The organism is Arsukibacterium sp. UBA5043 (assembly GCA_002415085.1).
In the GTDB taxonomy this organism is placed as follows: Bacteria; Pseudomonadota; Gammaproteobacteria; order Enterobacterales; family Alteromonadaceae; genus Alishewanella.
Map to the genome: position 1 here is coordinate 149,453 of DIBV01000006.1, position 21,949 is coordinate 171,401.

Annotated in this window: 19 protein-coding genes; 16 read left to right on the forward strand and 3 right to left on the reverse strand. The window is 47.6% G+C overall.

Features of this window, described 5'->3' with window-relative positions; genetic code table 11:
- Positions 1-5: 5 nt before the first annotated feature.
- From metF to argH, 7 genes are all read left to right on the forward strand, one after another.
- Positions 6-899 (forward strand): methylenetetrahydrofolate reductase, encoded by an 894-nt coding sequence (gene metF, locus B2Q61_RS07265; protein WP_290619212.1) that lies wholly within the window; start codon positions 6-8, stop codon positions 897-899.
- A gap of 89 nt (positions 900-988) precedes the next feature.
- Positions 989-3,919: a ligand-binding sensor domain-containing diguanylate cyclase gene (locus tag B2Q61_RS07270; protein WP_290619210.1), complete on the forward strand. Its 2,931-nt coding sequence runs from the start codon at positions 989-991 to the stop codon at positions 3,917-3,919.
- A 120-nt stretch (positions 3,920-4,039) separates the two neighbouring features.
- Entirely contained in the window at positions 4,040-5,071 is a 1,032-nt protein-coding gene (gene argC, locus B2Q61_RS07275; RefSeq protein ID WP_290619208.1) for an N-acetyl-gamma-glutamyl-phosphate reductase, read from the forward strand.
- Entirely contained in the window at positions 5,068-5,838 is a 771-nt protein-coding gene (gene argB, locus B2Q61_RS07280; protein WP_290619206.1) for an acetylglutamate kinase, read from the forward strand. The genes argC and argB overlap by 4 nt, the downstream gene beginning before the upstream one ends.
- A 70-nt stretch (positions 5,839-5,908) precedes the next feature.
- Positions 5,909-6,823 (forward strand): ornithine carbamoyltransferase, encoded by a 915-nt coding sequence (locus tag B2Q61_RS07285; RefSeq protein ID WP_290619202.1) that lies wholly within the window; start codon positions 5,909-5,911, stop codon positions 6,821-6,823.
- Positions 6,824-6,830: 7 nt separating this feature from the next.
- Entirely contained in the window at positions 6,831-8,036 is a 1,206-nt protein-coding gene (locus B2Q61_RS07290; RefSeq protein ID WP_290619200.1) for an argininosuccinate synthase, read from the forward strand.
- A 5-nt stretch (positions 8,037-8,041) separates the two neighbouring features.
- The gene (gene argH, locus B2Q61_RS07295) at positions 8,042-9,433 is read left to right on the forward strand and encodes an argininosuccinate lyase (RefSeq protein WP_290619197.1); all 1,392 of its coding nucleotides are present in this window, start codon (positions 8,042-8,044) and stop codon (positions 9,431-9,433) included.
- Positions 9,434-9,541: 108 nt separating this feature from the next.
- On the opposite strand, the gene B2Q61_RS07300 is transcribed toward argH, so the two are convergent.
- Positions 9,542-12,220: a penicillin-binding protein 1A gene (locus B2Q61_RS07300; RefSeq protein ID WP_290619196.1), complete on the reverse strand. Its 2,679-nt coding sequence runs from the start codon at positions 12,218-12,220 to the stop codon at positions 9,542-9,544.
- 153 nt (positions 12,221-12,373) lie between these two features.
- On the opposite strand from B2Q61_RS07300, the gene B2Q61_RS07305 reads away from it, so the two are divergent.
- From B2Q61_RS07305 to B2Q61_RS07345, 9 genes are all read left to right on the forward strand, one after another.
- The gene (locus B2Q61_RS07305; RefSeq protein WP_290619194.1) at positions 12,374-13,453 is read left to right on the forward strand and encodes a pilus assembly protein PilM; all 1,080 of its coding nucleotides are present in this window, start codon (positions 12,374-12,376) and stop codon (positions 13,451-13,453) included.
- The gene (locus tag B2Q61_RS07310; RefSeq protein WP_290619193.1) at positions 13,441-14,037 is read left to right on the forward strand and encodes a PilN domain-containing protein; all 597 of its coding nucleotides are present in this window, start codon (positions 13,441-13,443) and stop codon (positions 14,035-14,037) included. The genes B2Q61_RS07305 and B2Q61_RS07310 overlap by 13 nt, the downstream gene beginning before the upstream one ends.
- On the forward strand, positions 14,034-14,633 hold the full coding sequence (locus tag B2Q61_RS07315) for a type 4a pilus biogenesis protein PilO (protein ID WP_290619192.1): 600 nt from the start codon (positions 14,034-14,036) through the stop codon (positions 14,631-14,633). The genes B2Q61_RS07310 and B2Q61_RS07315 overlap by 4 nt, the downstream gene beginning before the upstream one ends.
- A complete protein-coding gene (locus tag B2Q61_RS07320; protein WP_290619190.1) occupies positions 14,630-15,166 on the forward strand; it encodes a pilus assembly protein PilP in 537 nt (178 codons plus the stop codon). Before B2Q61_RS07315 ends, B2Q61_RS07320 begins: the two co-directional genes overlap by 4 nt.
- Before the next feature lie 18 nt (positions 15,167-15,184).
- Positions 15,185-17,251 (forward strand): type IV pilus secretin PilQ, encoded by a 2,067-nt coding sequence (locus B2Q61_RS07325; RefSeq protein WP_290619187.1) that lies wholly within the window; start codon positions 15,185-15,187, stop codon positions 17,249-17,251.
- Positions 17,252-17,418: 167 nt separating this feature from the next.
- Positions 17,419-17,937, forward strand: a complete 519-nt coding sequence (aroK, locus tag B2Q61_RS07330) for a shikimate kinase AroK (RefSeq protein ID WP_290619184.1) — start codon at positions 17,419-17,421, stop codon at positions 17,935-17,937.
- 18 nt (positions 17,938-17,955) lie between these two features.
- Positions 17,956-19,011, forward strand: coding sequence for a 3-dehydroquinate synthase (gene aroB, locus B2Q61_RS07335; protein ID WP_290619182.1), 1,056 nt, complete (start codon positions 17,956-17,958; stop codon positions 19,009-19,011).
- Entirely contained in the window at positions 19,011-20,516 is a 1,506-nt protein-coding gene (locus B2Q61_RS07340; protein ID WP_290619180.1) for an SPOR domain-containing protein, read from the forward strand. Before aroB ends, B2Q61_RS07340 begins: the two co-directional genes overlap by 1 nt.
- Position 20,517: 1 nt before the next feature.
- Positions 20,518-21,396: a Dam family site-specific DNA-(adenine-N6)-methyltransferase gene (locus B2Q61_RS07345; RefSeq protein WP_290619178.1), complete on the forward strand. Its 879-nt coding sequence runs from the start codon at positions 20,518-20,520 to the stop codon at positions 21,394-21,396.
- Here B2Q61_RS07345 and B2Q61_RS07350 read toward each other — a convergent pair.
- Together B2Q61_RS07350 and B2Q61_RS07355 are read right to left on the reverse strand one after the other, a co-directional pair.
- Positions 21,335-21,529 carry a DUF2970 domain-containing protein gene (locus B2Q61_RS07350; protein WP_290619176.1) on the reverse strand — a complete coding sequence of 65 codons (195 nt, stop codon included), beginning with the start codon at positions 21,527-21,529 and terminating at the stop codon, positions 21,335-21,337. The two genes, B2Q61_RS07345 and B2Q61_RS07350, sit on opposite strands and share 62 nt — an antisense overlap.
- Positions 21,529-21,783: a hypothetical protein gene (locus B2Q61_RS07355; RefSeq protein WP_290619174.1), complete on the reverse strand. Its 255-nt coding sequence runs from the start codon at positions 21,781-21,783 to the stop codon at positions 21,529-21,531. The genes B2Q61_RS07350 and B2Q61_RS07355 overlap by 1 nt, the downstream gene beginning before the upstream one ends.
- Positions 21,784-21,949 lie beyond the last annotated feature (166 nt).

Consider the following 21,949-nt stretch of genomic DNA (forward strand, 5'->3'; position numbering starts at 1 on the left):
TATTTATGGCTTTTGCAAATGCCCGCTATCTGGATGCTATTAACCGAAACCTGCACGATGTGCAGGGAAAAGTAAATGTCAGCTTCGAATTTTTTCCTCCAAAAACACCGCAGATGGAGCAAACATTGTGGCAGTCGATTGAACGATTGGCGCCGTTGGCACCGTCTTTTGTGTCGGTCACCTATGGTGCGAATTCGGGTGAGCGTGACCGCACGCATGATATTATCAAGTCAATAAAACAACGCACTGGTTTAATTGCGGCACCGCACTTAACCTGTGTTGATGCAAGCAAGCAGCAACTTATTGATATTGCCCGCGATTACTGGCAGAACGGCATCAGGCATATTGTTGCTTTGCGTGGCGACTTACCGTCAGACAGTGCCGCAATACCTGAGCTGTACGCTGCAGATTTAGTAGAAATTCTGCGCTCAGTGGCCGATTTTGATATTTCTGTGGCCGCTTATCCTGAAGTTCATCCACAAGCGCCCAACGCTCAGTTTGATTTATTGAATTTAAAACGTAAAGTTGAAGCGGGGGCCTCAAGAGCTATCACCCAGTTTTTCTTTGATATTGAGAAGTTTTTACGCTATCGCGATCGCTGTGCAGCGATTGGAATTGATGTTGATATTATCCCAGGTATTTTGCCGGTAACCAATTTTCAACAATTGCAAAAATTTGCCGGCCTTACCAATGTGGCTATTCCTCACTGGATGAACAAAGCCTATCAGGGACTGGAAAGTGACCCGACCACCCGCAACCTGGTTGGAGCCAATATAGCAATGGAAATGGTAAAAGTGTTAAGCCAGGAAGGCGTAGATCAGTTTCACTTTTACACGCTGAATCGTAGCGAACTTAGCTATGCCATCTGCCACTTATTAGGGGCGAGGCCGATGCTTTAGTCGCATCTGTTTTATGAAGCTTCCCAACTACCGGCAAAAGCGGTAGTCTTGCTATTGCAAGATTAGTTTTCTTGAAACAGGGATTGGCTATGCCGTTGTTAACTGTTTGTCGGTGCAGTGCGTACAACCTGCTTTGGTTGCTGAGGGGATTGCTGGTTACGCTAGCCGTCGCCACACATGCCGTTGCCACAACTGCGGTCGGAACAGATAATGACATGGTGGGCCTTGATAATTACTTCAGCGAAAGCTGGAGCACCGTGGATGGGTTACCTCATAATACCGTTAATGCCATTGCTCAAACTCCGGATGGCTACTTATGGTTTGCCACCTGGGAGGGAGTAGCCCGCTTTAACGGCCGTCGGTTCGATATTTTTGATCGTAGTGCGCAAACGGGTCTTCCTGACTCTGGTATCCGAACGTTAAATGTTGCCGCAAATGGCGATCTGCTGGCAGCTGGCGCCCGTGGTGGCATAGCCCGGGTTAGCGGGCACCAGTGGCAAAGTTATCCGCCGCTGGGTGTACTAATCAATAAGGCACTGGTCGACAGTCAACAGAGACTATGGTTAGCGACTGAGGGCGGAGGCGTTGTATTACAATTGCCAGATGGCAGTCGGCGCCAGTTTACAGAGGATAACGGTTTACCTGCCAATGCTGCTCATAGTTTATTTGAAGATGACCTGGGGCAGATTTGGGTTGGCACGATGGCTGGCCTGGCACTCATCGATAATAGTTTAGCGTTAAGTCAGCCATTTAAAGATCAGTTATCCCTGCCGGTATTTGCGGTGGCGGCCAATAGCCAGCAACAGTTATTGATTGGCACAGAGCGTGGCTTATATCAGCTGAATGAACAACAGCAATTAATACTACTACTGGCCGACGTGCCGGTGGCAACCTTATTGCCAGAAGCGTCAGGTGAACTATGGATAGGTACGGTAGATCGCGGTTTAATAAGGCTATTTCACACTAAGCTCGAGCAACTGAGCATTGAGCAGGGTTTACCAAATAATCGGGTATTAGCGTTGTTTAGAGATAAAGAGCGTAGCCTGTGGGTAGGCACTAATGGTGGGGTATTTCGTTTACGTGATGCCCCTTTTACTACCTATACCAATGAGCATGGTTTAGCGGACAATTATGTGCGAACCGTACTGTCTGACCAGGCTGATTGTGTATATGTCGGCAGTAGTCGCGGCCTCGACCAGATTTGTAACGGCACCATCCGTAATATCGACCTTTCCAGCCATGCAAACGGGCAATCGGTACTGAGTCTGGCGCTTGGCCAGCAGCAAAGTCTGTGGATAGGTACTTATACCGATGGTCTTTTGCATTATGCCAATGGTGAGGTGGTTGCTCACTATCGCAGTGAAGATGGTCTGGCTGCTAACGAGGTGCGAGCTATTCTGCCAAGGCCTGATGGCTCGGTGTTAGTGGGAACCTCGCAGGGACTCACATTAATTCAGCAGGGGAAATTGACTACTCCAGTAGCTGCATCATCATTGCCGTCGCCCTTTATTATGACCCTGCATCAAACCGGCGACGGCCGGGTATTCATCGGCAGCGGTGCCGGCGTTTCGATATGGCACAATAACCAGATACGCCAACTTGATTTTAGCGTGCTGGACCAGGCCGAATATGCGTTTGGCTTTATGGAAGATCCCGAAGCCGGTATTTTGTGGATGACGACTGATCGGGGGCTGGTGGCGTTTGATTTAACCAACGAACAGCTTGCTCTGGTGGGTAGAAATCATGGCATGCCATTTGACAAACTATTTCAGCTGGTTATCGACAAGCAGCAACACTTCTGGATTTCCACCAATCGTGGTGTGCTTCGCCTGGCCAGGCAACAGGCGCTTGATGTGATTTATGGTCTGCGTGATCAGATAAATTATGAGTTGTTTGGCGAAAGTGACGGCATGGCCAGCGCTCAGGCTAATGGGGGTTCTTCACCCGCTGCCAGTTTGCATAGCGATGGCTCGGTTTGGGTTGCTACCTCTGTGGGGGCCAGTAAAGTGCAGCCAGCGAGACTACATTCGTTCTCTGCGGTCATACCGCCCGTGGTATTGGAAAAGCTGATAGTAGATGGCAAGCAGTTCTTGCCAGAGCAAACTATTCAATTGGCTGCGGGCACCAGCAGAATAGAACTGGAATATGCCGGACTGGGCTTTATTATGCCGCAACGCATCCGGTATCGTACCAGGCTGGACGGCTTTGAACAGGATTGGGCCGTTCGTGGTAACCAGACGAATGTGCAATATACTAATTTAGCCCCGGGCCACTACCGGTTTAACGTGGCCGCCTCATATCCCGATGGCGGCTGGAGCCCCGCTGCAACGGTATCATTTAGCATTGCGCCATACTTATGGCAACGGCCCCTGTTTCAACTGCTGGTTTTACTGGTACTGATCGTCTTGGTTAGCAGCACAGTTCGCTGGCGACTTGGCAGTTTAAAGCGCAGCGAATTAAAACTGAAATTACAGGTCGCTGAAAAAACGGCGGAGCTGGCGGCTTTAGCCCGACTGGATTCACTGACCGGTCTGGCAAACCGCCGGGCATTTGATGAAGCGATGCAGCATGAGTTGAAACGCGCCAAGCGCCAACACGAGCCTCTTTGCCTGGCGTTACTTGATATTGACCATTTTAAAAAAGTAAATGATAACTGGTCACATACGGTTGGCGATGAAGTATTAAAACGGGTAGCGGCAACCTTGCAGACACATTGTCGCGATATAGATTCGCTGGCCCGCTGGGGCGGTGAAGAGTTTGTTATTTTATTACCAGATACCCCGATAGCAATGGCTGAAGAGGTATGCGACAGACTTCGGCAGCAGGTAGCCAGCGCTGATTACTCTGACATTGTGTCGGGCTTGACGGTTACCTTAAGTATTGGTTTGGCGATACTCGACGATAAAAATGATGGCAAGCAACTGCTTATTGATGCAGACAAGGCGCTGTATCAGGCAAAAAAGCAGGGCCGAAATACCGTGATTACTAACGATAGCGATGGTCACGACACATTACAGTAAATAGATAAAAATTCACAAAAACAGCATAATTATTGTTGATTCTGCATGTTTGCCGTTCTACACTAGCAGCCGTTATATGCTATAACTTTTAGCTGGTTTTTGTAATTGAATAGGGTAAACATGTCTTTAGTGCCATCTTCTGATCAAAAAATTCGCAGTGCTGTATTGGGCGCCGCGGGCTACAGCGGCGCTGAGCTATGCGCCTTGCTGGTAGCTAACCCTTATTTTTCACTCGATCATGCTTTTGCATCTGCTGGACGTACAGCTGAGCCGCTAAGTAATTTATATCCGCGTTTTACTAATGCTATTGATATTATGGTAGAGCCCTGGCAAGACGAGAGGATTAGCACTTTGCAGGTTGATGTCGCTTTTCTGGCGTTGCCGCATGAAGCGAGTGAAGCAGTCACCCCGTTATTGTTGGCCGCTGGCATAGTGGTTGTCGATTTATCGGGGGCGTTCAGGCTAAAACAACCCGCGCTGTATCCAAAATATTATGGTTACCAACATCAGCATCCGCAGCTGCTAAACGAAGCCGTATATTGTCTGATGGAATGGCTGAATGAGGTACCGAAAAATCTGATTTCAGTCCCAGGCTGTTACCCGACCGCATGTTCTTTGGCATTATTACCTCTGGTGAACAGTAATTTGCTGGCAGAGCAGTGTATACCGGTCATTAATGCGACCAGTGGTGTGTCCGGAGCTGGGCGCAAAGCTGCGCTTAGCACGTCATTTTGTGAAGTGGGTTTAAATGCCTATGGTTTCTTTGGCCATCGACACCGTCCTGAAATTGAACAAAACCTGGGCCGTAAAGTGGTTTTTACTCCACATTTAGGCAATTTTAAACGTGGCATTCTTGCTACCAGTGTGGTGACGTTAAAATCTGGTGTCAGTCCCGAGCAGGTAAAAAGCGCATTTGCTGAGGCTTATCAGCATAAACCGTTAGTTCGCTTATTAAATCAATCACCGAATGTCGCCAACGTGGCAGGCACACCTTATTGCGATCTTTACTGGCAGCAGGATGACGAACAGCTGGTGGTGGTATCAGCGATTGACAATCTGCTAAAGGGTGCCGCAGCACAGGCAATGCAAGCGGCTAATGTTCGCTTTAGCAAGCCTGAAACCGCGGGCTTATTCAGCGGGGTGGTATTATGAAAACCTTACCGTTGGTAATAAAAATGGGCGGCCGGTTATTGCAGGAGCGCCCTGCGCTGGATGCGTTACTTGCCGTTTGCCACCAACTCAAACAACAGCGCCCCGTGGTACTGGTGCATGGTGGGGGCGATCAGGTTGACCAATGGCTGGCCAGGTTTGGTTTTACTACCGAAAAAATTGATGGCCAGCGGGTATCGCCTGCAGAGCAGATGCCGGTAATAACCGGAGCGCTGGACGGGGCAGTCAACGCAGAGTTGGTGAGCAGAGCTATGCTGCAGGGCTTAAATCCAGTCGGGCTGAATCTGTCTGCCGGCAGCAGTTTGCAGTTTACAGTTAATAGCAAGCTTGGGGCCGTTGGTCTGGCTAAGGCAAAGGATTCTACGCTGATTACGCTATTACTGGAGCAAGGTTTTACGCCGGTATTTAGCTCAGTGGGTATTGGTAGTGAAGGCCAGTTGCTCAATGTCAATGCTGATTTGGCCGCTGCAGCGATTTGTCAGTTAGTACAGGGGGAGTTGGTATTGCTTACTGATGTTCCCGGTATTCTGGATAGCCAGATGCAGCTTATTGCACAGCTCAGCCCCGCGGGGGCCGCCGAGCTGGTCGCCAGTGGGGTAATTAAAGGTGGCATGAAAGTGAAGCTGGATGCGGCCCTTGAAACCGGCCTGGCATTGCAGCGCAATATCATTGTAGCGGGCTGGCAACAGCCGGAAAATTTATTAAAACTGATGCAGAACGAGCCGGTGGGCACCTGCATTTTATATTAAACCTGCTTCAGTGTGACAGGGCACTGATGGCATAACCTGGGAAGCCGCCTGGCGGATAACAGCGTGTTTTATGAGTAAATTAAGCCAGCTATTGTGCTTAGCGGATTTAGACCGGACCCAACTTAGTGAAGTGTTGGCGTTAGCGGTAAAAATGAAACAAAACCCGGCGCAATATGGTGCGGCATTAGCTGGCAAAAGTATTGCTCTGCTGTTTGAAAAGCCTTCGTTACGTACCCGGGTCAGCTTTGATGTGGGAATAAACAAGCTAGGTGGACACAGTGTTTATCTCGATTTACAAAATGGTGCCATGGGTGTGCGGGAGTCGGTACAGGATTTTGGCAGTAATCTGGCGTGCTGGACCGATGCTATTGTCGCCCGGGTTTTTAGCCAGAAAACATTGATAGAATTAGCCCATAGCAGCAAAAAACCAGTAATTAATGCTCTGAGCGATTTGTATCATCCGTGTCAGGCATTGGCAGATCTACTTACCTTACATGAACAATTTGGTGAGCTTAGCAAGGTTCATTTGGCGTTTGTCGGGGACGGTAATAATGTTTGTCATTCTTTAATGCTTGGCGCGGCAATTATGGGGATGGATTTAACCGTTATTACCCCACCGGGCTATGGTCCTGATGCGCACGTGTTGCTGAAGGCTCAGCAAATGGCAGCTAAGAGTGGGGCTAAACTGGTGCTGAGTCAGCATTTATCCTCCGCCGCCGGGGTAGATGCAATATATACCGATACCTGGTTGTCGATGGGTGCTAAAGCTGATCCAAAACAGGTTAGCCAGTTGTTTGCCGATTATCAGATTAATACTGCGGTGATGCAGCGTTTAGCAGTAAAACATTTTATGCATTGTTTACCAGCGCACCGGGGGCAGGAGGTAACCAGTGAAGTGCTCGACAGTGAGTGTTCATTGGTACTGCAGCAAGCCGAAAATCGGATGCATGCCCAGAATGCCGTTTTAGTCAGTTTATTTAGTTGAGGTAATAATGAGTGTAAAAAAAGTGGTATTGGCGTATTCAGGTGGCCTGGATACATCAGCTATCGTACCGTGGTTAAAAGATAACTATGATTGTGAAGTGATCGCCTTTGTCGCCAATGTTGGTCAGGGCGACGAAGAGCTGGCCGGGGTTGAGCAAAAAGCCATTAACTCAGGCGCCAGTAGCTGTTATGTGGTGGATTTACAGCAAGAACTGGTTAACGAGGTTATCTACCCAACCTTAAAAACCGGTGCCGTATATGAAGGCCAGTATCTACTGGGTACTTCAATGGCGCGGCCGGTAATTGCCAAAGCTCAGGTCAAGCTGGCGCTGGAATTGGGTGCCGATGCCTTATGCCATGGCTGTACTGGTAAGGGGAATGATCAGGTGCGCTTTGAAAGCTGCTTTGCTGCGTTAGCCCCGCAGTTAAAAGTTATTGCGCCATGGCGGGAATGGCAGTTTAACTCGAGACAATCGCTGCTTGATTATCTGGCCGAAAAAAAGGTGCCTACCACCGCCTCAGCCACCAAAATTTACAGTCGCGATGCCAACTTATGGCATATCTCGCATGAGGGTGGTGAGCTGGAAGATCCTTGGTGTGAGCCGTCTGAGCAGGTGTGGATGTGGACAAAATCACCAGAGCAGGCACCAGATCAGCCCGCCTATGTTGAACTGGCATTTGAGCGTGGCGTGTTAACACGAATTAATGGCCAGCAACTTGATGGTGTGGCCGCTATTCAATTTCTGAATGAGCTGGGCTCTGAGCATGGCATCGGCAGAATTGATATTGTCGAAAATCGGCTGGTAGGGATGAAGTCACGTGGCTGCTATGAAACACCGGGCGGCACGATTTTACTGGCAGGCTTAAAAGGCTTGGAAGCATTGGTTTATGACCGAAGCTCACTGAAGTATCGCGAAGAAATCGGCCTGGAGTTCGCTCAGCTGGTTTACGATGGCCGCTGGTTTACCCCGCTCAAAGACGCGTTACTGGCCGCAGCTACTTCGCTGGCAGAACAGTTAACCGGTGATATCGTCATTAAGCTTTATAAAGGTAATGTTACTGTGGCGAAACGTCGCTCGGTTAATACCTTGTACTCCGAAGCATTTGCCACCTTTGAGGGTGACGAAGTGTATGATCAGAAAGATGCCGCTGGCTTTATCCGCTTATACAGTCTGGCGAGTCGGATCCGGGCAATGCATCAGCAAAAGGATTAATCATTATGGCCATGTGGGGAGGGCGTTTCACTGAAGCCACTCTGAGCGAGTTTCGTGATTTTAATGACTCACTCAGTTTTGATTATTTGCTGGCTCAGCAGGATATTGCTGCATCCAGAGCCTGGACTAAAGGCCTGCAACAAGCAGCCATTATTACGGCTGACGAAGCAAGTCAACTTGAGCAGGGGCTCGCTGATCTAGCTATCGCAATAGAATCTGATCCTCGTCTGCCATTGCAGACCAAAGAAGAAGATATTCATAGCTGGGTGGAAAGCCAGTTAACTGCCAAGCTTGGTAGCGTAGCCAAGAAACTGCATACCGGGCGCAGTCGCAACGATTTAGTCGCGACCGATCTGCGCTTATGGACGCGCTTGCAAGCAGGTACGGTACGCAAATCTCTACTCGCTGCGCTGGCGGCATTGCTTGAATTTGCTGATCAAGCTAAGCAGGCTGTGATGCCCGGCTATACCCATTTGCAGCGGGCACAGCCGGTATTGGTCGCGCACTGGGCACTGGCGTATGTAGAAATGTTTAAACGTGATTTAGGCCGGCTGGACGATGCCCTGGTCAGACTGGACAGCTGTCCGCTTGGTTGCGGCGCCCTTGCCGGTACTGGAATAAACATCGACCGTCAGGTACTGGCCTCTGAACTGGGCTTTGGCCACCCGGCTTTAAATAGCTTAGATGCAGTGTCTGATCGTGATTATCTGGTCGAACTGTCCGCCGCGGCCAGCTTGTGTATGACGCACCTATCCCGGTTATCAGAAGATGTGATTTTTTTCTGTTCTGGTGAAGCTGGCTTTTTCAAATTAGGTGATGCTATCAGTTCAGGCTCATCATTGATGCCGCAAAAGAAAAACCCTGACGTATTTGAATTATTGCGCGGCAAAACCGGCCGGGTGCTGGGCCATCTGGTAGCCATTTTACATGTCCTCAAAGGATTGCCGTTGGCTTACAACAAGGATATGCAGGAAGATAAACAAGGCTTTTTTGATCTGATGCTCACCTGGCAGCAATCATTACTGGTGTTGGCAACTGTGTTGCCACACCTGAGCGTTAATCGGGAGCAATGCCGCAAGGCGGCGGAGTTAGGCTATAGTAATGCGACTGATCTGGCCGACTATCTGGTGAGTAAAGGTATGCCTTTTCGCGATGCGCATGAATGTGCTGGTGAGCTGGTACTGGCAGCTGCAAAACAACAATTGCCGCTCGAAGCATTAAGCCTTAGTGAGTTGCAGCAGGTAAGTGAGCTAATTGCTGATGATGTTTATCCGGCGCTGACGCTTGAAGCGGGCATGGCCCGACGTTGCGCTTTAGGCGGAACAGCATCAGTGCAGGTTATGCAGGCATTGGCAACAGCGAAAAGCTGGTTTGAAAAAATGGCCCAGAGTGGTTAACGACAGCTAACGCGTGAACAGTAAAAGCACAAAAGGCCAGCGCTATTGCTGGCCTTTGTTATTGATGACAAAAGCCAAAGCTTAAGCCTGCAGCGAATTACCTTTGCGTTAAAACAGTTCTGATTCGTCCGGTTCTGCTTTTTTATCGTTATCAAAATGAATTTGCTGGACGTTATTCTGGCTATACTGTGTCGGCTCAGTACCAATTTCAAAATATTCAAAACTACTGGTATGGTCGGTACTGCGACTGAGTAAGCCACTGGCTAAATCAATCCGTACAGATGCTAGCCCCGTAGGTGGTTGCAATTGCGCTTCTGAATAACCAGGGAGAACCATTGCCATATAATCCAACCAGGCAGGTAATGCGGTTCTGGCACCAGACTCAGTTCCGGCACTTTGATCCTGACCCATATTGGCATGCCACTGTGCCCTGCCAAGACTGCGGTTGGCATCATCAAAACCCACCCAGGTAGTAACGGCTGTGGCAGCAGTAAAACCAGAAAACCAGGTATCTTTTGAATCGTTGGTAGTACCCGTTTTTGCAGAAATGTCACGCCGTTTCAGCTGCTGGACCCGCCACGCTGTGCCATTCCAGCCAGTGCCCTGCCGCCAGTCGCCACCCCCCCAGACACTACTGGTAAGCGCATCGGCAATTAAAAACGCATTCTGACTACTGATTATCTGTTGCGCTACTTTCGGCGCAGCCGCTGCAGGTTCAGTTTCAGCTTCATCAATTGCTGGCTCTGTCTGTTGCATTGCGCTGAACAATTCATGTAGCTGTTGCTCACTGTCGGCAGCTGACTCTGACACAGCCGTATCGGTATCAGCTGGCACTTGCGGATCATCGTCCGAAAGCCGGGCCTGGGCCAAACAACTGTGACAGGCAATTTCGGGAAAATGTTGATAAATTACTTCATTCTGTTCATCGAGCACCCGGTCAACGACAAAAGGCGTTACCAGGAAACCACCATTAGCAAAAGCCGCGTAACCTGTTACGACCTCTAACGGGGTTAATGACGCCGAGCCGAGTGACAAGGTTTCATTGCGTGGCAGATCACTGGCTGCGAAACCGAATCGTTGCAGATGACGAATACTCTGGTCGATGCCAACACCGCGAAGCAGCCGGACTGATACAACGTTTTTCGATTTAGCCAATGCTTCCCGGATCCGGATCGGTCCATCGTAAACTGGTGGCGAATTGCGCGGTCGCCAGGCAATACCCGCGTTATCATCCCATTGATGAATTGGGGCATCATTCATTATCGACGCCAGAGTATAGCCGTGCTCCAACGCAGCAGAGTAAATGAAAGGTTTAATATTAGAACCAACCTGGCGTTTTGCCTGAGTTGCCCGGTTAAATTGACTCTGGCTGAAACTATAGCCACCAACTAACGCCTGAATGGCACCATTTTCAGGATTAACCGCCACTAACGCACTGCTTGCTGCAGGTATCTGGCTTAACCGCCATTGCTGATCTTGTTGCCGCACCATTATGTGCATGCCCGGCGCCAGAATGGCGGCTGCGCTTTTGGGGGCCACACCCTGACGTTCATCAGTAATAAAGGCTCTGGCCCATTTTAACCCATCCCACTCCAGAGTTATTGTCTGATCACTGGCCAACAATATGTCAGCGCTGGTGTCATATACGGCAAGTACCACAGCCGGATATAAATCTTCAATACCTTGCTGCTCAGTCAGATAAGCAATTATTTCGCCATGATCCGGTCGGTTAGTTTCGGTGAATAATGGCGGTGCATCCTGATCCGTTGCAACGTTGGTTTGTGCGTTGCTGGCAGTGGTCAGCTCTGCTTGCCATAGACTCGCTACCGGCCCGCGATAACCATGACGTTCATCATACTGATACAAGTTTTGCTGCAACGCCTGTTTTGCTGCTTGCTGCTCGCTACTGTTAATAGTGGTATAAACCCGGTAGCCTTCAGAATAAGCCGCTTCTTCGCCAAAACGCTGGATCATCTGCTGGCGGACCATCTCCGCAATGTAAGGGGCTGAAGCGGTAATCTGAGCACCATGTAACTTACTGGTAATCGGCGCAGCTAACGCCGTGCGATATTCTTGTTCGCTGATAACATCAATTGCACGCATCCGGTTTAATACCGTATCACGACGTTTTTTCGCGTTGGCTGGGGAGCGAATAGGATTGAGGATCGAGGGGGCTTTGGGTAAACCTGCTATAATAGCGATTTCATCCAGCGTTAATTCGGTAACGGTTTTGCCAAAATAAACCTGGGCAGCAGCACCAACTCCAAAAGAACGATGACCCAATTCAATTTTATTCAGGTACAGCTCTAAAATCTCATCTTTGTCCAGGAGTTGCTCAATTCGGAACGCGAGGAAAACCTCTTTAATTTTCCGCATGATCTTTTTTTCCCGACTGAGGAAAAAATTGCGTGCCAGTTGCTGGGTGATCGTGCTGGCGCCCTGACTAAAGTCACCAGACGACGCTACCACGGTAAGCGCGCGCATTATACCGATAACATCTATACCAGGATGTTCATAAAACCTTGTATCTTCAATAGCTAAGAACGCCTGAATCAGTAAAGGCGGCATTTCATCAAGTTTTAATGGGATCCGCCGTTTCTCACCAAATTGTGAAATAAGCTGGCCGTCTGCAGTATAAACCTGCATGGGGGTTTGTAGCTTTACTTCCTTTAATGTTGCCACGTCAGGCAGATCATTTCGGACATAAAAGTACATTGCGACGATCGTCAGGATCCCAGCAAAAAAACCACCGAGACAGACTATTAAAAGTTTTTTAACCCAAGACACTGAATAACCCCAATTTTTACTCCCAATTCCTTTACAACGCTGCTAGTATATATTTATTGAGTGTCGATGAAACGCTTTTTCTTGCTAAAAAATAGCGTCTGAGCTAAGAATACGACAATAATAAACATAACTATAAAATGGCCGCAGGAAGCTATGATAAAAAGCCTGTTCAGTAAACAAACACCTATGATGGTAGGCATTGATATCGGTGCTCACTCTGTCAAGGCTGTGCTGTTAAGTCAGCATGGTAACCAGTATAAGGTCGAAGCCTTTGCTGTCGAGCCGATGATCAAAGGCGCGATGTCAGATCGTGAGATCCAGGATATCGAAGCTGTCGGCAATGTGATCGGTAAGATCCGTAAGAAGATCCCCAGGTCACTTAAATTTGCAGCTGCCGCGGTATCCGGGTCCACCGTAATCAGCAAAGTCATTTTCATGGATGTGTCATTAACTGATGCTGAACTGGAAAGCCAGATTGAAGTTGAAGCGGACACTTTAATCCCTTATCCATTAAATGAAGTTAGTCTTGATTTCGAAAAACTGGATGTTAATGAATCCGATCCTTCCAAAGTCAATGTGTTACTAAGTGCGGCACGGACCGAGAGTGTTGAAGCTCGGGTAGCGGCTTTAGACAACGGCGGTTTCAGTGCCAAACTGGTTGATGTTGAAAGTTATGCTTTAAGCCGGGCAGCTGAGTTATGCCTGAAACAATTACCAGATGACGCAGCGGGTAAAGTAGTAGCACTTGTCGATATTGGTGCCACCATGACGTTACTCAGTATTGTTGAAAAAGGTAAAACACTTTACACCCGGGATCAGGCCTTCGGTGGTGAGCAATATACCCGCAGTATTTTGTCTTATTACAACAAAAGCTATGACGAAGCTGAGCTTGCTAAAGTAAGTGGTGACTTGCCGCCAAACTATACGTTCGAAGTGCTGGCGCCGTTTCAGACCATGTTATTACAGCAAATACGTCGTGGCATTCAGATGTATCTTACCAGTAGCGGCCGCGATGCCGTTGACTATCTTATTGTCTCTGGAGGTACCGCGTTAATTGAAGGAATAGACCGGTTACTGATTGACGAGCTAGGTATCCACACTGTGGTGGCAAATCCATTTAAAACTATAGATGTCGCCACCTCAGTTGATCGCGAGCAATTAAATAAAAGCGCCCCGCAATTAATGGTTGCCAGTGGCCTTGCCTTACGGAGTTTTTCATCATGGCATATATAAATTTACTGCCCTGGCGGGAAGCTGCGCGCAAAGAAAAGCAAAAACAATATGTCACCATACTCGCTATGACAGCTGTGATGAGTTTTCTGCTGTTTTTTCTGATCAATATGGTTTATAGCAGCATGATTGATGGCCAGTATCAGCGAAATCGCTATCTGGAAAATGAAATTAAGGTACTCGATCAGAAAATTGCTGAAATTCGGACCTTGAATGAAACTAAACGTAGCTTACAGCAGCGGATGAGCCTGATTGAACAGTTGCAGGGTAGCCGGAATCTGGGTACCGAGATTATGTCTGAAATTGCCCGGGTTGTGCCATCGGGTATTTATTTGACCCAGTTAGAGAAGAAAGGCTCAAATTTATTATTGATCGGTCGCAGTGAGTCAAATAACCGACTGTCAACAATGTTACGTGATGCTGAACAGTCAGAATTACTGGATAGTCCGCTACTTGAGTTTATTGAAGCAGGTAAAGATGAATCACGGTTACTCAGTAACTTTAAAATGCATCTTACCGTGAAAGGCTATGAAGCGGTGCAAGATAATGAGCCGGTTACACCCAGTGCGAGAGGTGGTGCACGATGAGCCTGAATTTCAATTTATCTGAAATCGATATTAATGATCTTGATATTGAAAATATGGGCTCCTGGCCCGTTGCAGCCAAAGTGATTTTCGCCATTATTTTGGCGGCTTTAGTTGGGACTTTAAGTTATTTCTTATTAATAGACAGCAAGATCGATGAATTAAACAGTGCCGAGCGTAAAGAAACTGAGCTCCGTCAACTGTACCGTACCCGTTATGCTTCGGCAGTAAACCTTGATCTGTACAAGCAGCAGATGGTAGAGATGGAAAATACATTTTCATTCTTACTAAAGCAGCTGCCAACCACTCACGAAACTCCGGGCTTGTTGGATGACATAACGTATGTTGGTACCACCAGCGGTTTGACCTTTTTGAGAATTAACTGGGAGCCGGAAATTGAAAAGGAGTTTTATACTGAATTGCCGATTAAAATAGACGTGGTAGGCGATTACCATCAATTTGGTAACTTTGTCAGTGAAGTAGCCAAATTACCACGGATAGTCAGTCTGCACGATTTCTCCATCCAATCAGAAAAAGACGAACGATTACGTTTTAATGTTACCGCAAAAACGTACCGCTATAAGGAGACTGCACAATGAGAAAACTCATCTTAGCAGTTTCTGTTGCAACCTTACTTTCAGGTTGCTTTGACGACTTAAGTGACGTGCAGGCCCATATGGATTCTGTTAAAGCGAGCACTCAGCCAAGAGTAGAGCCATTACCAGAAGTTAAAGAGTTTGAACATATTGCTTATGAATCACAAAATAGCCGCAGTCCGTTTTCAGAGCCTCGGCCTGAAGCCGTTCAGGATCGATTCTTGCAGGTGCAAGACTGTTTACATCCCGATCCCAGACGGCGTAAAGAACCATTGGAAAAGTATGCGCTTGATAACCTGAAAATGCGCGGAACTTTGGGCGATACAGGTAATATCTGGGCGTTAATTGAAGCATCAGATAAAACCTTACACCGGATAACGTTAAATAATTATGTTGGCTTATTTCATGGGCGGGTAATCAGTGTAGAGCCAACTCATGTTGAATTGTTAGAGTTAATCCCAGACGGGGCAGGTTGCTGGAAAGAGCGGACTACCATGATTCAGATGGTCGAAAATACAGCAATGACGAGTAATTGATAGGTGTGCGAGTATATCATGAATAAAATAATCAAAAGAATTTCACGAGGAATCACCGGCACCCGGCTAGGTCTGGCAGCGTTGCTGTTGTTAGCTCTACCCGCAACAGCAGTCCCCTTGCTGTACGATGTCAGGTATAACCCCTTGCTCACCGGCGAAACTGAGATAGAGTTTATTTTCGATGAAGATCTCTATACCGACCCCAGCATTCAGGTTTTTAATGAACCTGCCCGGATCGAGTTATATTTCGATAACTCTGATTATGAAGAAAAACTTGAACAAGTTCTTATCGATAAGGCCGGCGTAAAGAGTATAAAATCTGAATTCCTCGGCGAAGGTTTTAAATCAACAATTTATCTCGATTATTTAAAAATATACCGGACCCGGGTTCGCGATAATGTGTTTTATATGCACATTTCGGACAACCCCACCGCTGAACAGGTAGGACAGGCAGCAGATGTCACTCCAACTTATATTAACCGGGTTCAGGCTATTGATTTTCGCCGCGGTGAAAAAGGTGAAGGCCGGGTTTTAGTGTTCTTGCGGGAAAACACTGCGGCAGTTGATGTCAGTGAACGCGCGGGTAAGTTAATTGTTGAATTTCATAATACTGATATTTTAGACGAATTATTATATCAACTGGACGTAATGGATTTTGGTACTATTGTAACCGGAATTGAGACGTTTAAAGAGGGCGCATCAGCCCGCCTGGAAATTTCTACCAGCGATGCGTTCACTTATACCTACCAGCAAATAGATAATATTTTCACTCTGAACATTGAACGTGATACCACAAATAGAAGTATTCTTGGCGGCGGTCGTGAATATAAAGGCCGGCCAATATCGCTGAATTTCCAGGATATTCCGATCCGGACTGTATTACAGATTATTGCTGACTATAACGGTTTTAACCTGGTTACCAGCGACTCAGTAACCGGTAATATCACCCTTCGTTTAGATGGCACACCTTGGGATCAGGCCCTTGATATCGTGTTGCGGGTTAAGGGGCTGGACAAACGGATGGACGGTAACATTCTGATGGTTGCGCCAACTGAAGAGTTATCAGCCCGCGAAGCGCGTGAGTTAGAGGCAAAGCAGCAGGTTGAGCAGCTTGAGCCACTATATTCTGATTATTTGACGATTAATTACGCTAAGGCGGCTGACTTAGCGGGTTTACTAGCTAACCGTGATGCCACTTTGCTTTCCAGTCGCGGCAGTGTAGTGGTTGATGAACGTACCAACACCATTTTAATTAAAGATACCGCCAAGAACATTGAAAGCGTTCGCAAACTGATCGAACGATTAGATGTGCCGGTACGTCAGGTGCTAATTGAATCAAGAATGGTTACGGTACGAGACAGTGTTACTGATGAACTGGGTATTCGCTGGGGCTTCAGTGACCAGCAAACCACCAGTGGCGGCAACCGGGGAGTATCGGGTAACGCGACAGGCTCAAACGCTATTTCTACCGGTCAATTCCCAGCTCTGGACGATCGCTGGAACGTTAATCTGCCGATCCAGAATCCGGCTGGCAGTATTGCATTCCATGTCGCAAGGTTAGCTGATGGGACCTTACTTGATTTAGAATTGTCAGCGTTGGAACAGGAAAATAAAGGTGAAATTATTGCCAGCCCACGGATAACGACATCGAATCAGAAAGAAGCGCGAATTGAGCAAGGTGTTGAGATCCCTTACGTACAGGCGGCGTCGAGTGGTGCTACCACAGTAGAATTTAAAAAGGCGGTTCTGAGCTTGACCGTAACACCACAGATAACCCCGGATAACAAAATTATTCTGGATTTGGTAATTACTCAAAATACCCGTGGTGAAACTGTGCAAACACCTACTGGACCGGCAACAGCGATAGATACCCAACAGATCCAGACCCAGGTTCTGGTTGATAACGGTGAGACTATCGTGCTGGGTGGTATTTATCAGCAGCAAATCTTGTCGACGGTATCTAAAGTTCCTATGTTTGGTGACATCCCTTATGTTGGCGCTTTATTCCGGTCAAAACGTGATGTAAATGAGAAAAACGAGTTACTTATTTTCGTCACCCCGAAGATCCTGACCGAAGGCCAGTAAAGACGTTTTGATTCGGGAGCTGTAGAGCAGTCTCCCGAATCAAGTCAGATTTAACTTGCCAACGAAAGGCCATTCCTGACATAATTCAGCGCTTCAAATTTTCGCGGGAGCCTTTTGGTCCTTCAATTCAACTTTTCATTGAGTAAGCTTACTTAGCACTACGACATATGGCAGAAAAACGTAATATCTTCCTTGTGGGCCCGATGGGCGCAGGTAAAAGCACTATCGGACGTCATTTAGCAGACATGCTTCATCTTGACTTCTACGATTCAGATCAGGAAATAGAGCGCCGTACCGGTGCAGATATTGCCTGGGTATTTGATTTAGAAGGTGAAGAGGGTTTCAGAGTGCGCGAAGAGACGGTCATTTCAGATTTGACCGAATTGCAGGGTATCGTTTTGGCAACCGGTGGTGGTTCGGTAATGAGTAAAGAGACTCGTAACCGTTTATCAGCACGGGGTATCGTGGTTTATCTGGAAACTCCGATTGAGAAGCAGGTCGCACGTACCCAACGTGATAAACGCCGGCCTTTGCTGCAAACTGAAGAGGCACCTCGTGAGGTCTTAGAACGGCTGGCTTCTGAACGAAACCCTTTGTATGAAGAAATTGCCGACTTTACCGTACGCACAGACGAACAAAGTGCCCGGGCCGTCGCCAATCAGATTATTGAACAGTTGGGTTTTTAACGAAAAAGGGAGCTGCAAATGCAAAAAGTTGAAGTCCAACTTGGTCAGCGCAGCTACCCGATAAATATCGATACCGGCTTTAGTGCTTTACTTGCATCTCTCGCGGATGCCAGACAAGTCGTTATCGTTTCAAATCCTACCGTAGCGCCACTGTATTTAGCAAAAGTTAACGCCCTGTTCAGTAATTCCCCCCAACATATCCTGATTGAAGATGGCGAAGCATTTAAAACACTGGCTTCTTTTGAAAAGATTGTGTCTTTTTTACTGAAACAAGGTATGTCCAGAGAGGTGCTACTGGTTGCACTGGGTGGCGGCGTCATTGGCGACCTTACCGGTTTCGTTGCGGCAAGTTATCAGCGGGGCGTGCGCTTTCTACAAATTCCAACAAGTTTGTTGTCTCAGGTAGACTCCTCAGTGGGTGGGAAGACAGCTGTTAATCATCCTCTTGGTAAAAACATGATTGGGGCTTTTAAACAGCCTGAACAGGTGGTTATCAGTACTGCAACTCTGACTACTTTACCCGAGCGTGAATTTGCCGCAGGTATGGCGGAAGTCATTAAGTATGCCCTGCTTGGCGACAATGCTTTTTTAGCTTGGTTGTTGCAGCATAGTGAGCAGATCGGACAGCAGCAACCCGATATCCTGGCGCAGATGATCCAACGTTGTTGTCTGATGAAAGCGGATATTGTTAGCCGGGACGAAACCGAGCAAGGCGAGCGAGCGTTGTTAAATCTCGGACACACCTTTGGTCATGCTATTGAAGCCTTTATGGGCTATGGCAATTGGCTACATGGCGAGGCTGTTGCCGTCGGCATGATAATGGCTGCAAAATTATCAGCACATCGCGGTTGGCTTAGTCAGCATGACGTTACGCTTGTCAGCAGCGCATTACAATGTTTCGGCTTGCCGGTAACAATGCCTGACGCAATGCATATTGCAGGTTTTTTACCATATATGAAAACAGACAAAAAAGTGAAACACGGCCAGATGAGATTCGTACTTTTATCGAAGCTGGGGCAAGCCACCTTAGTTGCTGATGTGACCGAACGTGAATTATTGCAGGTTTTTGGCTAATGGATACTTCGGTTCTGCAACAAAAACTGGCTGAACTGAACCATTTGTTGCCGTCGCAACATGAATTGCTAAACCGATTGTTATTTCAACTGGCATTTAATGACTTCCAGAATATTGGTCTGGTAGGTGCTAAAGGGAGCGGTAAATCGACAATTGCCTTAGCCCTGGCAGAGCTTTTCTCAGACCAGGCGAACGTCGCGCTGTTGACTGCGCCGATAGAGCCGTCTGAGATTGACGGAGTGTTGCAGCAACATTGGTTTGGTCAGCGCAATGCTTCTGTATCATTGACCGGCCTGATGGCTGAACCGGTAGCAGGTGCACAACCTCTGTTATTAATCGTGGATAACTTTAACCAGCTAACCGACAATAACCAAAGAAAATTATTGCAGCTCAATTGCCTCGGTTTTTTTCTGATCTCTGAACCGTCAACCGATATGGCATTAAATTTAAGTATTAATATTCCTACGTTGCAAGATGCCAGTCAGGTGCTGAAAGACACGTCACTTGATCCGCTTGCGATTGCAGAACGGTTTGCAGCCAGTGCCGGCAATATGCATCTGTTGCACAGTGAAATGATTAAACCTGACGAGCGAAAACCTCATAGTGTGGTGTTGTGGTTGTTACCTGCAGTCATCGTTTTGCTGTTACTCACGCTGTTGATTAGCTGGTTACAACCTGCAAACGAACAACATTCTGCAGCCGAAGTCACTGCTAAGCCAAAATTTCAGCGGGAAGATGTTAAAGCAATAAGCCGTCCTGATCTTACTGAAAGCGCTGAGTCTTCAGAAAGCCGCGAACTTAAAAACAGCCCTGAGCAAGAAGACAGCCCCGAGCAAGAAGACAGCCCTGAACCAACAGATAGCAATGAATCTACCAAGGGTCCAGAGTCTGCAAACAGCAGCAGTTATTTAACTACTGAGCCTGACAGTACTAGCAATAACACTAAGCCAGGCGTGGCGACAGAGTTACCTGCGCCGAATCAAAACGGGGAGCGGAATAAAGATCCAGAGTCTATCGCTAAGTCATCGCAAGTTGATGATAGCGAAAAGCGTAGTGCTGACAAGGTAACAGACACAGATAAACCCGCGGTAGCTACTGATGCCATTACCGTTTCGCAGCCAGTTACTAACTCATTGGATAGCAGTGATATCGCCGCAGCGCCGGCAGTTGATTTCCGGTATCAGGAGCAACAGTTACTGGCATTGCCGGCAGAGTCCAGGGTACTGCAGCTGGCCGTGCTATCTACTGAAGTAGCGTTAGCACGTTTTGTTCGCTCATATCCTGATACTGACATTATGATTTATCAGCGCAGCTGGCAAGGAAAATTGCAGTGGATACTATTGGCAGACGGGCACTATTCAGACGTCAGTAGTGCCCGCCAGGCAAGAACAATGCTGGCAGAGCCTTTGCGAGCTGCAGGCCCTTTTATTAAGCCAGTTGGTCAGGTGCAGCAAGAAATAAAGGCGCTGGCACGATTACGTGCTGAGTCAGAACTGCAGGAATAACATGGTAAATGTAAAACGCAACCGGGCTTTTCTGAAATGGGCCGGCGGTAAGTACAGTCTGGTGCCTGAACTGATTAAACATTTGCCGGACGGGCCAGAATTAGTTGAGCCTTTTGTTGGTGCCGGCTCAGTGTTCCTCAACACTGATTATCCACGCTATCTGCTTAACGATATTAACGCAGATTTGATCCAGTTGTATCAAATCGTCCAGCATAGGGCTGACGCCTTTGTCGCAGATGCCCGCAGCCTGTTTTGTACCAGCGCCAATCTTCGCAGTAGCTATCTTGGCTTTCGACAACAATTTAACGACAGTATTGATCCATATCAGCGGGCACTGCTGTTCCTTTACCTGAATCGCCATGGTTACAATGGGCTTTGTCGCTATAACCTGTCTGGTAAGTTTAATGTGCCGTTTGGCAGTTATAAAAAGCCTTATTTTCCAGAAGCAGAGTTATATTATTTTGCAGAAAAAGCTCAAAAAGCCCGTTTTAGCTGCCAAAGTTATCAGCAGGTATTTGCCCAGCTGCAACCTGACGCTGTGGTATATTGCGACCCGCCTTATGTGCCGCTAAGTAAAACAGCCAGTTTTACCAGTTATGCTCGTCAGGGATTCAATCTTGATGATCAGGCGCAATTGGCCAATCTGGCTGAACAGGCACAACTAAAAGGGCATAGCGTGCTTATCAGCAACCATGATACAACCTGGACCCGGAAAATTTATCAGCAAGCTGTACTTCATAGTTTAAAAGTAGGCCGCTCAATTAGTCAGAATGGCGCCGGCAGGGGGAAAGTGGCAGAGTTATTTGCATTATATCCCGCTACGCCAGTACCAGAGATACCGTCAATAGCAGCGCAGCAACGAATAGCAGGGCAGCGATAATACCCGCGACAATGTAAGGTACAAGACTCGACGTTTGAAAATCCAGCTGGCGTTGTTTCTCTGACTGTACCCCGGCAAATGCCCCAAGCACCGCCTTAATAACTTGCCAGGTACGGGCCTTGCTGTGCGTCATTAATTCGATTTGCTACTGGCTGGAGTTAAGCGGTTTAATAACTCAAGGAAATCTACAAAATGGAACTGGGTAGAGCGACTATCACCTTTGATCCAACCCAGCCAATTCTGTTGAACGTCGTGGCATAAATCAGATGCTGTCGCGCTTGTACCATCCTGGCACAATGGGCTGAATTTAACATAGCTGATAGCTACAATGGCCAGAGCCAGAGCCGTTCCAATCGCTAACACTTTACTGCTAATGGTAATTTTCATGTTAAATCCAGTTAACGCTTTAATCACTAACCGCAGAGTGTAATGGATCTGCACGGGCGTTACAAGTTGCTTATTTACTGTACGCTGTAGTATCTGAACAGATCAGTTGCTCAGGTGGCCCTGAGCAACTTTTTTATGAGCTAAACGTGCAATAAGATTCTTAACT

Bases quoted from the DNA above. Each gene is read 5' to 3' on its own strand.
- metF (WP_290619212.1), top strand. From the start codon at position 6: ATGGCTTTTGCAAATGCCCGCTATCTGGATGCTATTAACCGAAACCTG.
- B2Q61_RS07270 (WP_290619210.1), top strand. From the start codon at position 989: ATGCCGTTGTTAACTGTTTGTCGGTGCAGTGCGTACAACCTGCTTTGG.
- argC (WP_290619208.1), top strand. From the start codon at position 4,040: ATGTCTTTAGTGCCATCTTCTGATCAAAAAATTCGCAGTGCTGTATTG.
- argB (WP_290619206.1), top strand. From the start codon at position 5,068: ATGAAAACCTTACCGTTGGTAATAAAAATGGGCGGCCGGTTATTGCAG.
- B2Q61_RS07285 (WP_290619202.1), top strand. From the start codon at position 5,909: ATGAGTAAATTAAGCCAGCTATTGTGCTTAGCGGATTTAGACCGGACC.
- B2Q61_RS07290 (WP_290619200.1), top strand. From the start codon at position 6,831: ATGAGTGTAAAAAAAGTGGTATTGGCGTATTCAGGTGGCCTGGATACA.
- argH (WP_290619197.1), top strand. From the start codon at position 8,042: ATGGCCATGTGGGGAGGGCGTTTCACTGAAGCCACTCTGAGCGAGTTT.
- B2Q61_RS07305 (WP_290619194.1), top strand. From the start codon at position 12,374: ATGATAAAAAGCCTGTTCAGTAAACAAACACCTATGATGGTAGGCATT.
- B2Q61_RS07310 (WP_290619193.1), top strand. From the start codon at position 13,441: ATGGCATATATAAATTTACTGCCCTGGCGGGAAGCTGCGCGCAAAGAA.
- B2Q61_RS07315 (WP_290619192.1), top strand. From the start codon at position 14,034: ATGAGCCTGAATTTCAATTTATCTGAAATCGATATTAATGATCTTGAT.
- B2Q61_RS07320 (WP_290619190.1), top strand. From the start codon at position 14,630: ATGAGAAAACTCATCTTAGCAGTTTCTGTTGCAACCTTACTTTCAGGT.
- B2Q61_RS07325 (WP_290619187.1), top strand. From the start codon at position 15,185: ATGAATAAAATAATCAAAAGAATTTCACGAGGAATCACCGGCACCCGG.
- aroK (WP_290619184.1), top strand. From the start codon at position 17,419: ATGGCAGAAAAACGTAATATCTTCCTTGTGGGCCCGATGGGCGCAGGT.
- aroB (WP_290619182.1), top strand. From the start codon at position 17,956: ATGCAAAAAGTTGAAGTCCAACTTGGTCAGCGCAGCTACCCGATAAAT.
- B2Q61_RS07340 (WP_290619180.1), top strand. From the start codon at position 19,011: ATGGATACTTCGGTTCTGCAACAAAAACTGGCTGAACTGAACCATTTG.
- B2Q61_RS07345 (WP_290619178.1), top strand. From the start codon at position 20,518: ATGGTAAATGTAAAACGCAACCGGGCTTTTCTGAAATGGGCCGGCGGT.
- B2Q61_RS07350 (WP_290619176.1), bottom strand. From the start codon at position 21,529: ATGACGCACAGCAAGGCCCGTACCTGGCAAGTTATTAAGGCGGTGCTT.
- B2Q61_RS07355 (WP_290619174.1), bottom strand. From the start codon at position 21,783: ATGAAAATTACCATTAGCAGTAAAGTGTTAGCGATTGGAACGGCTCTG.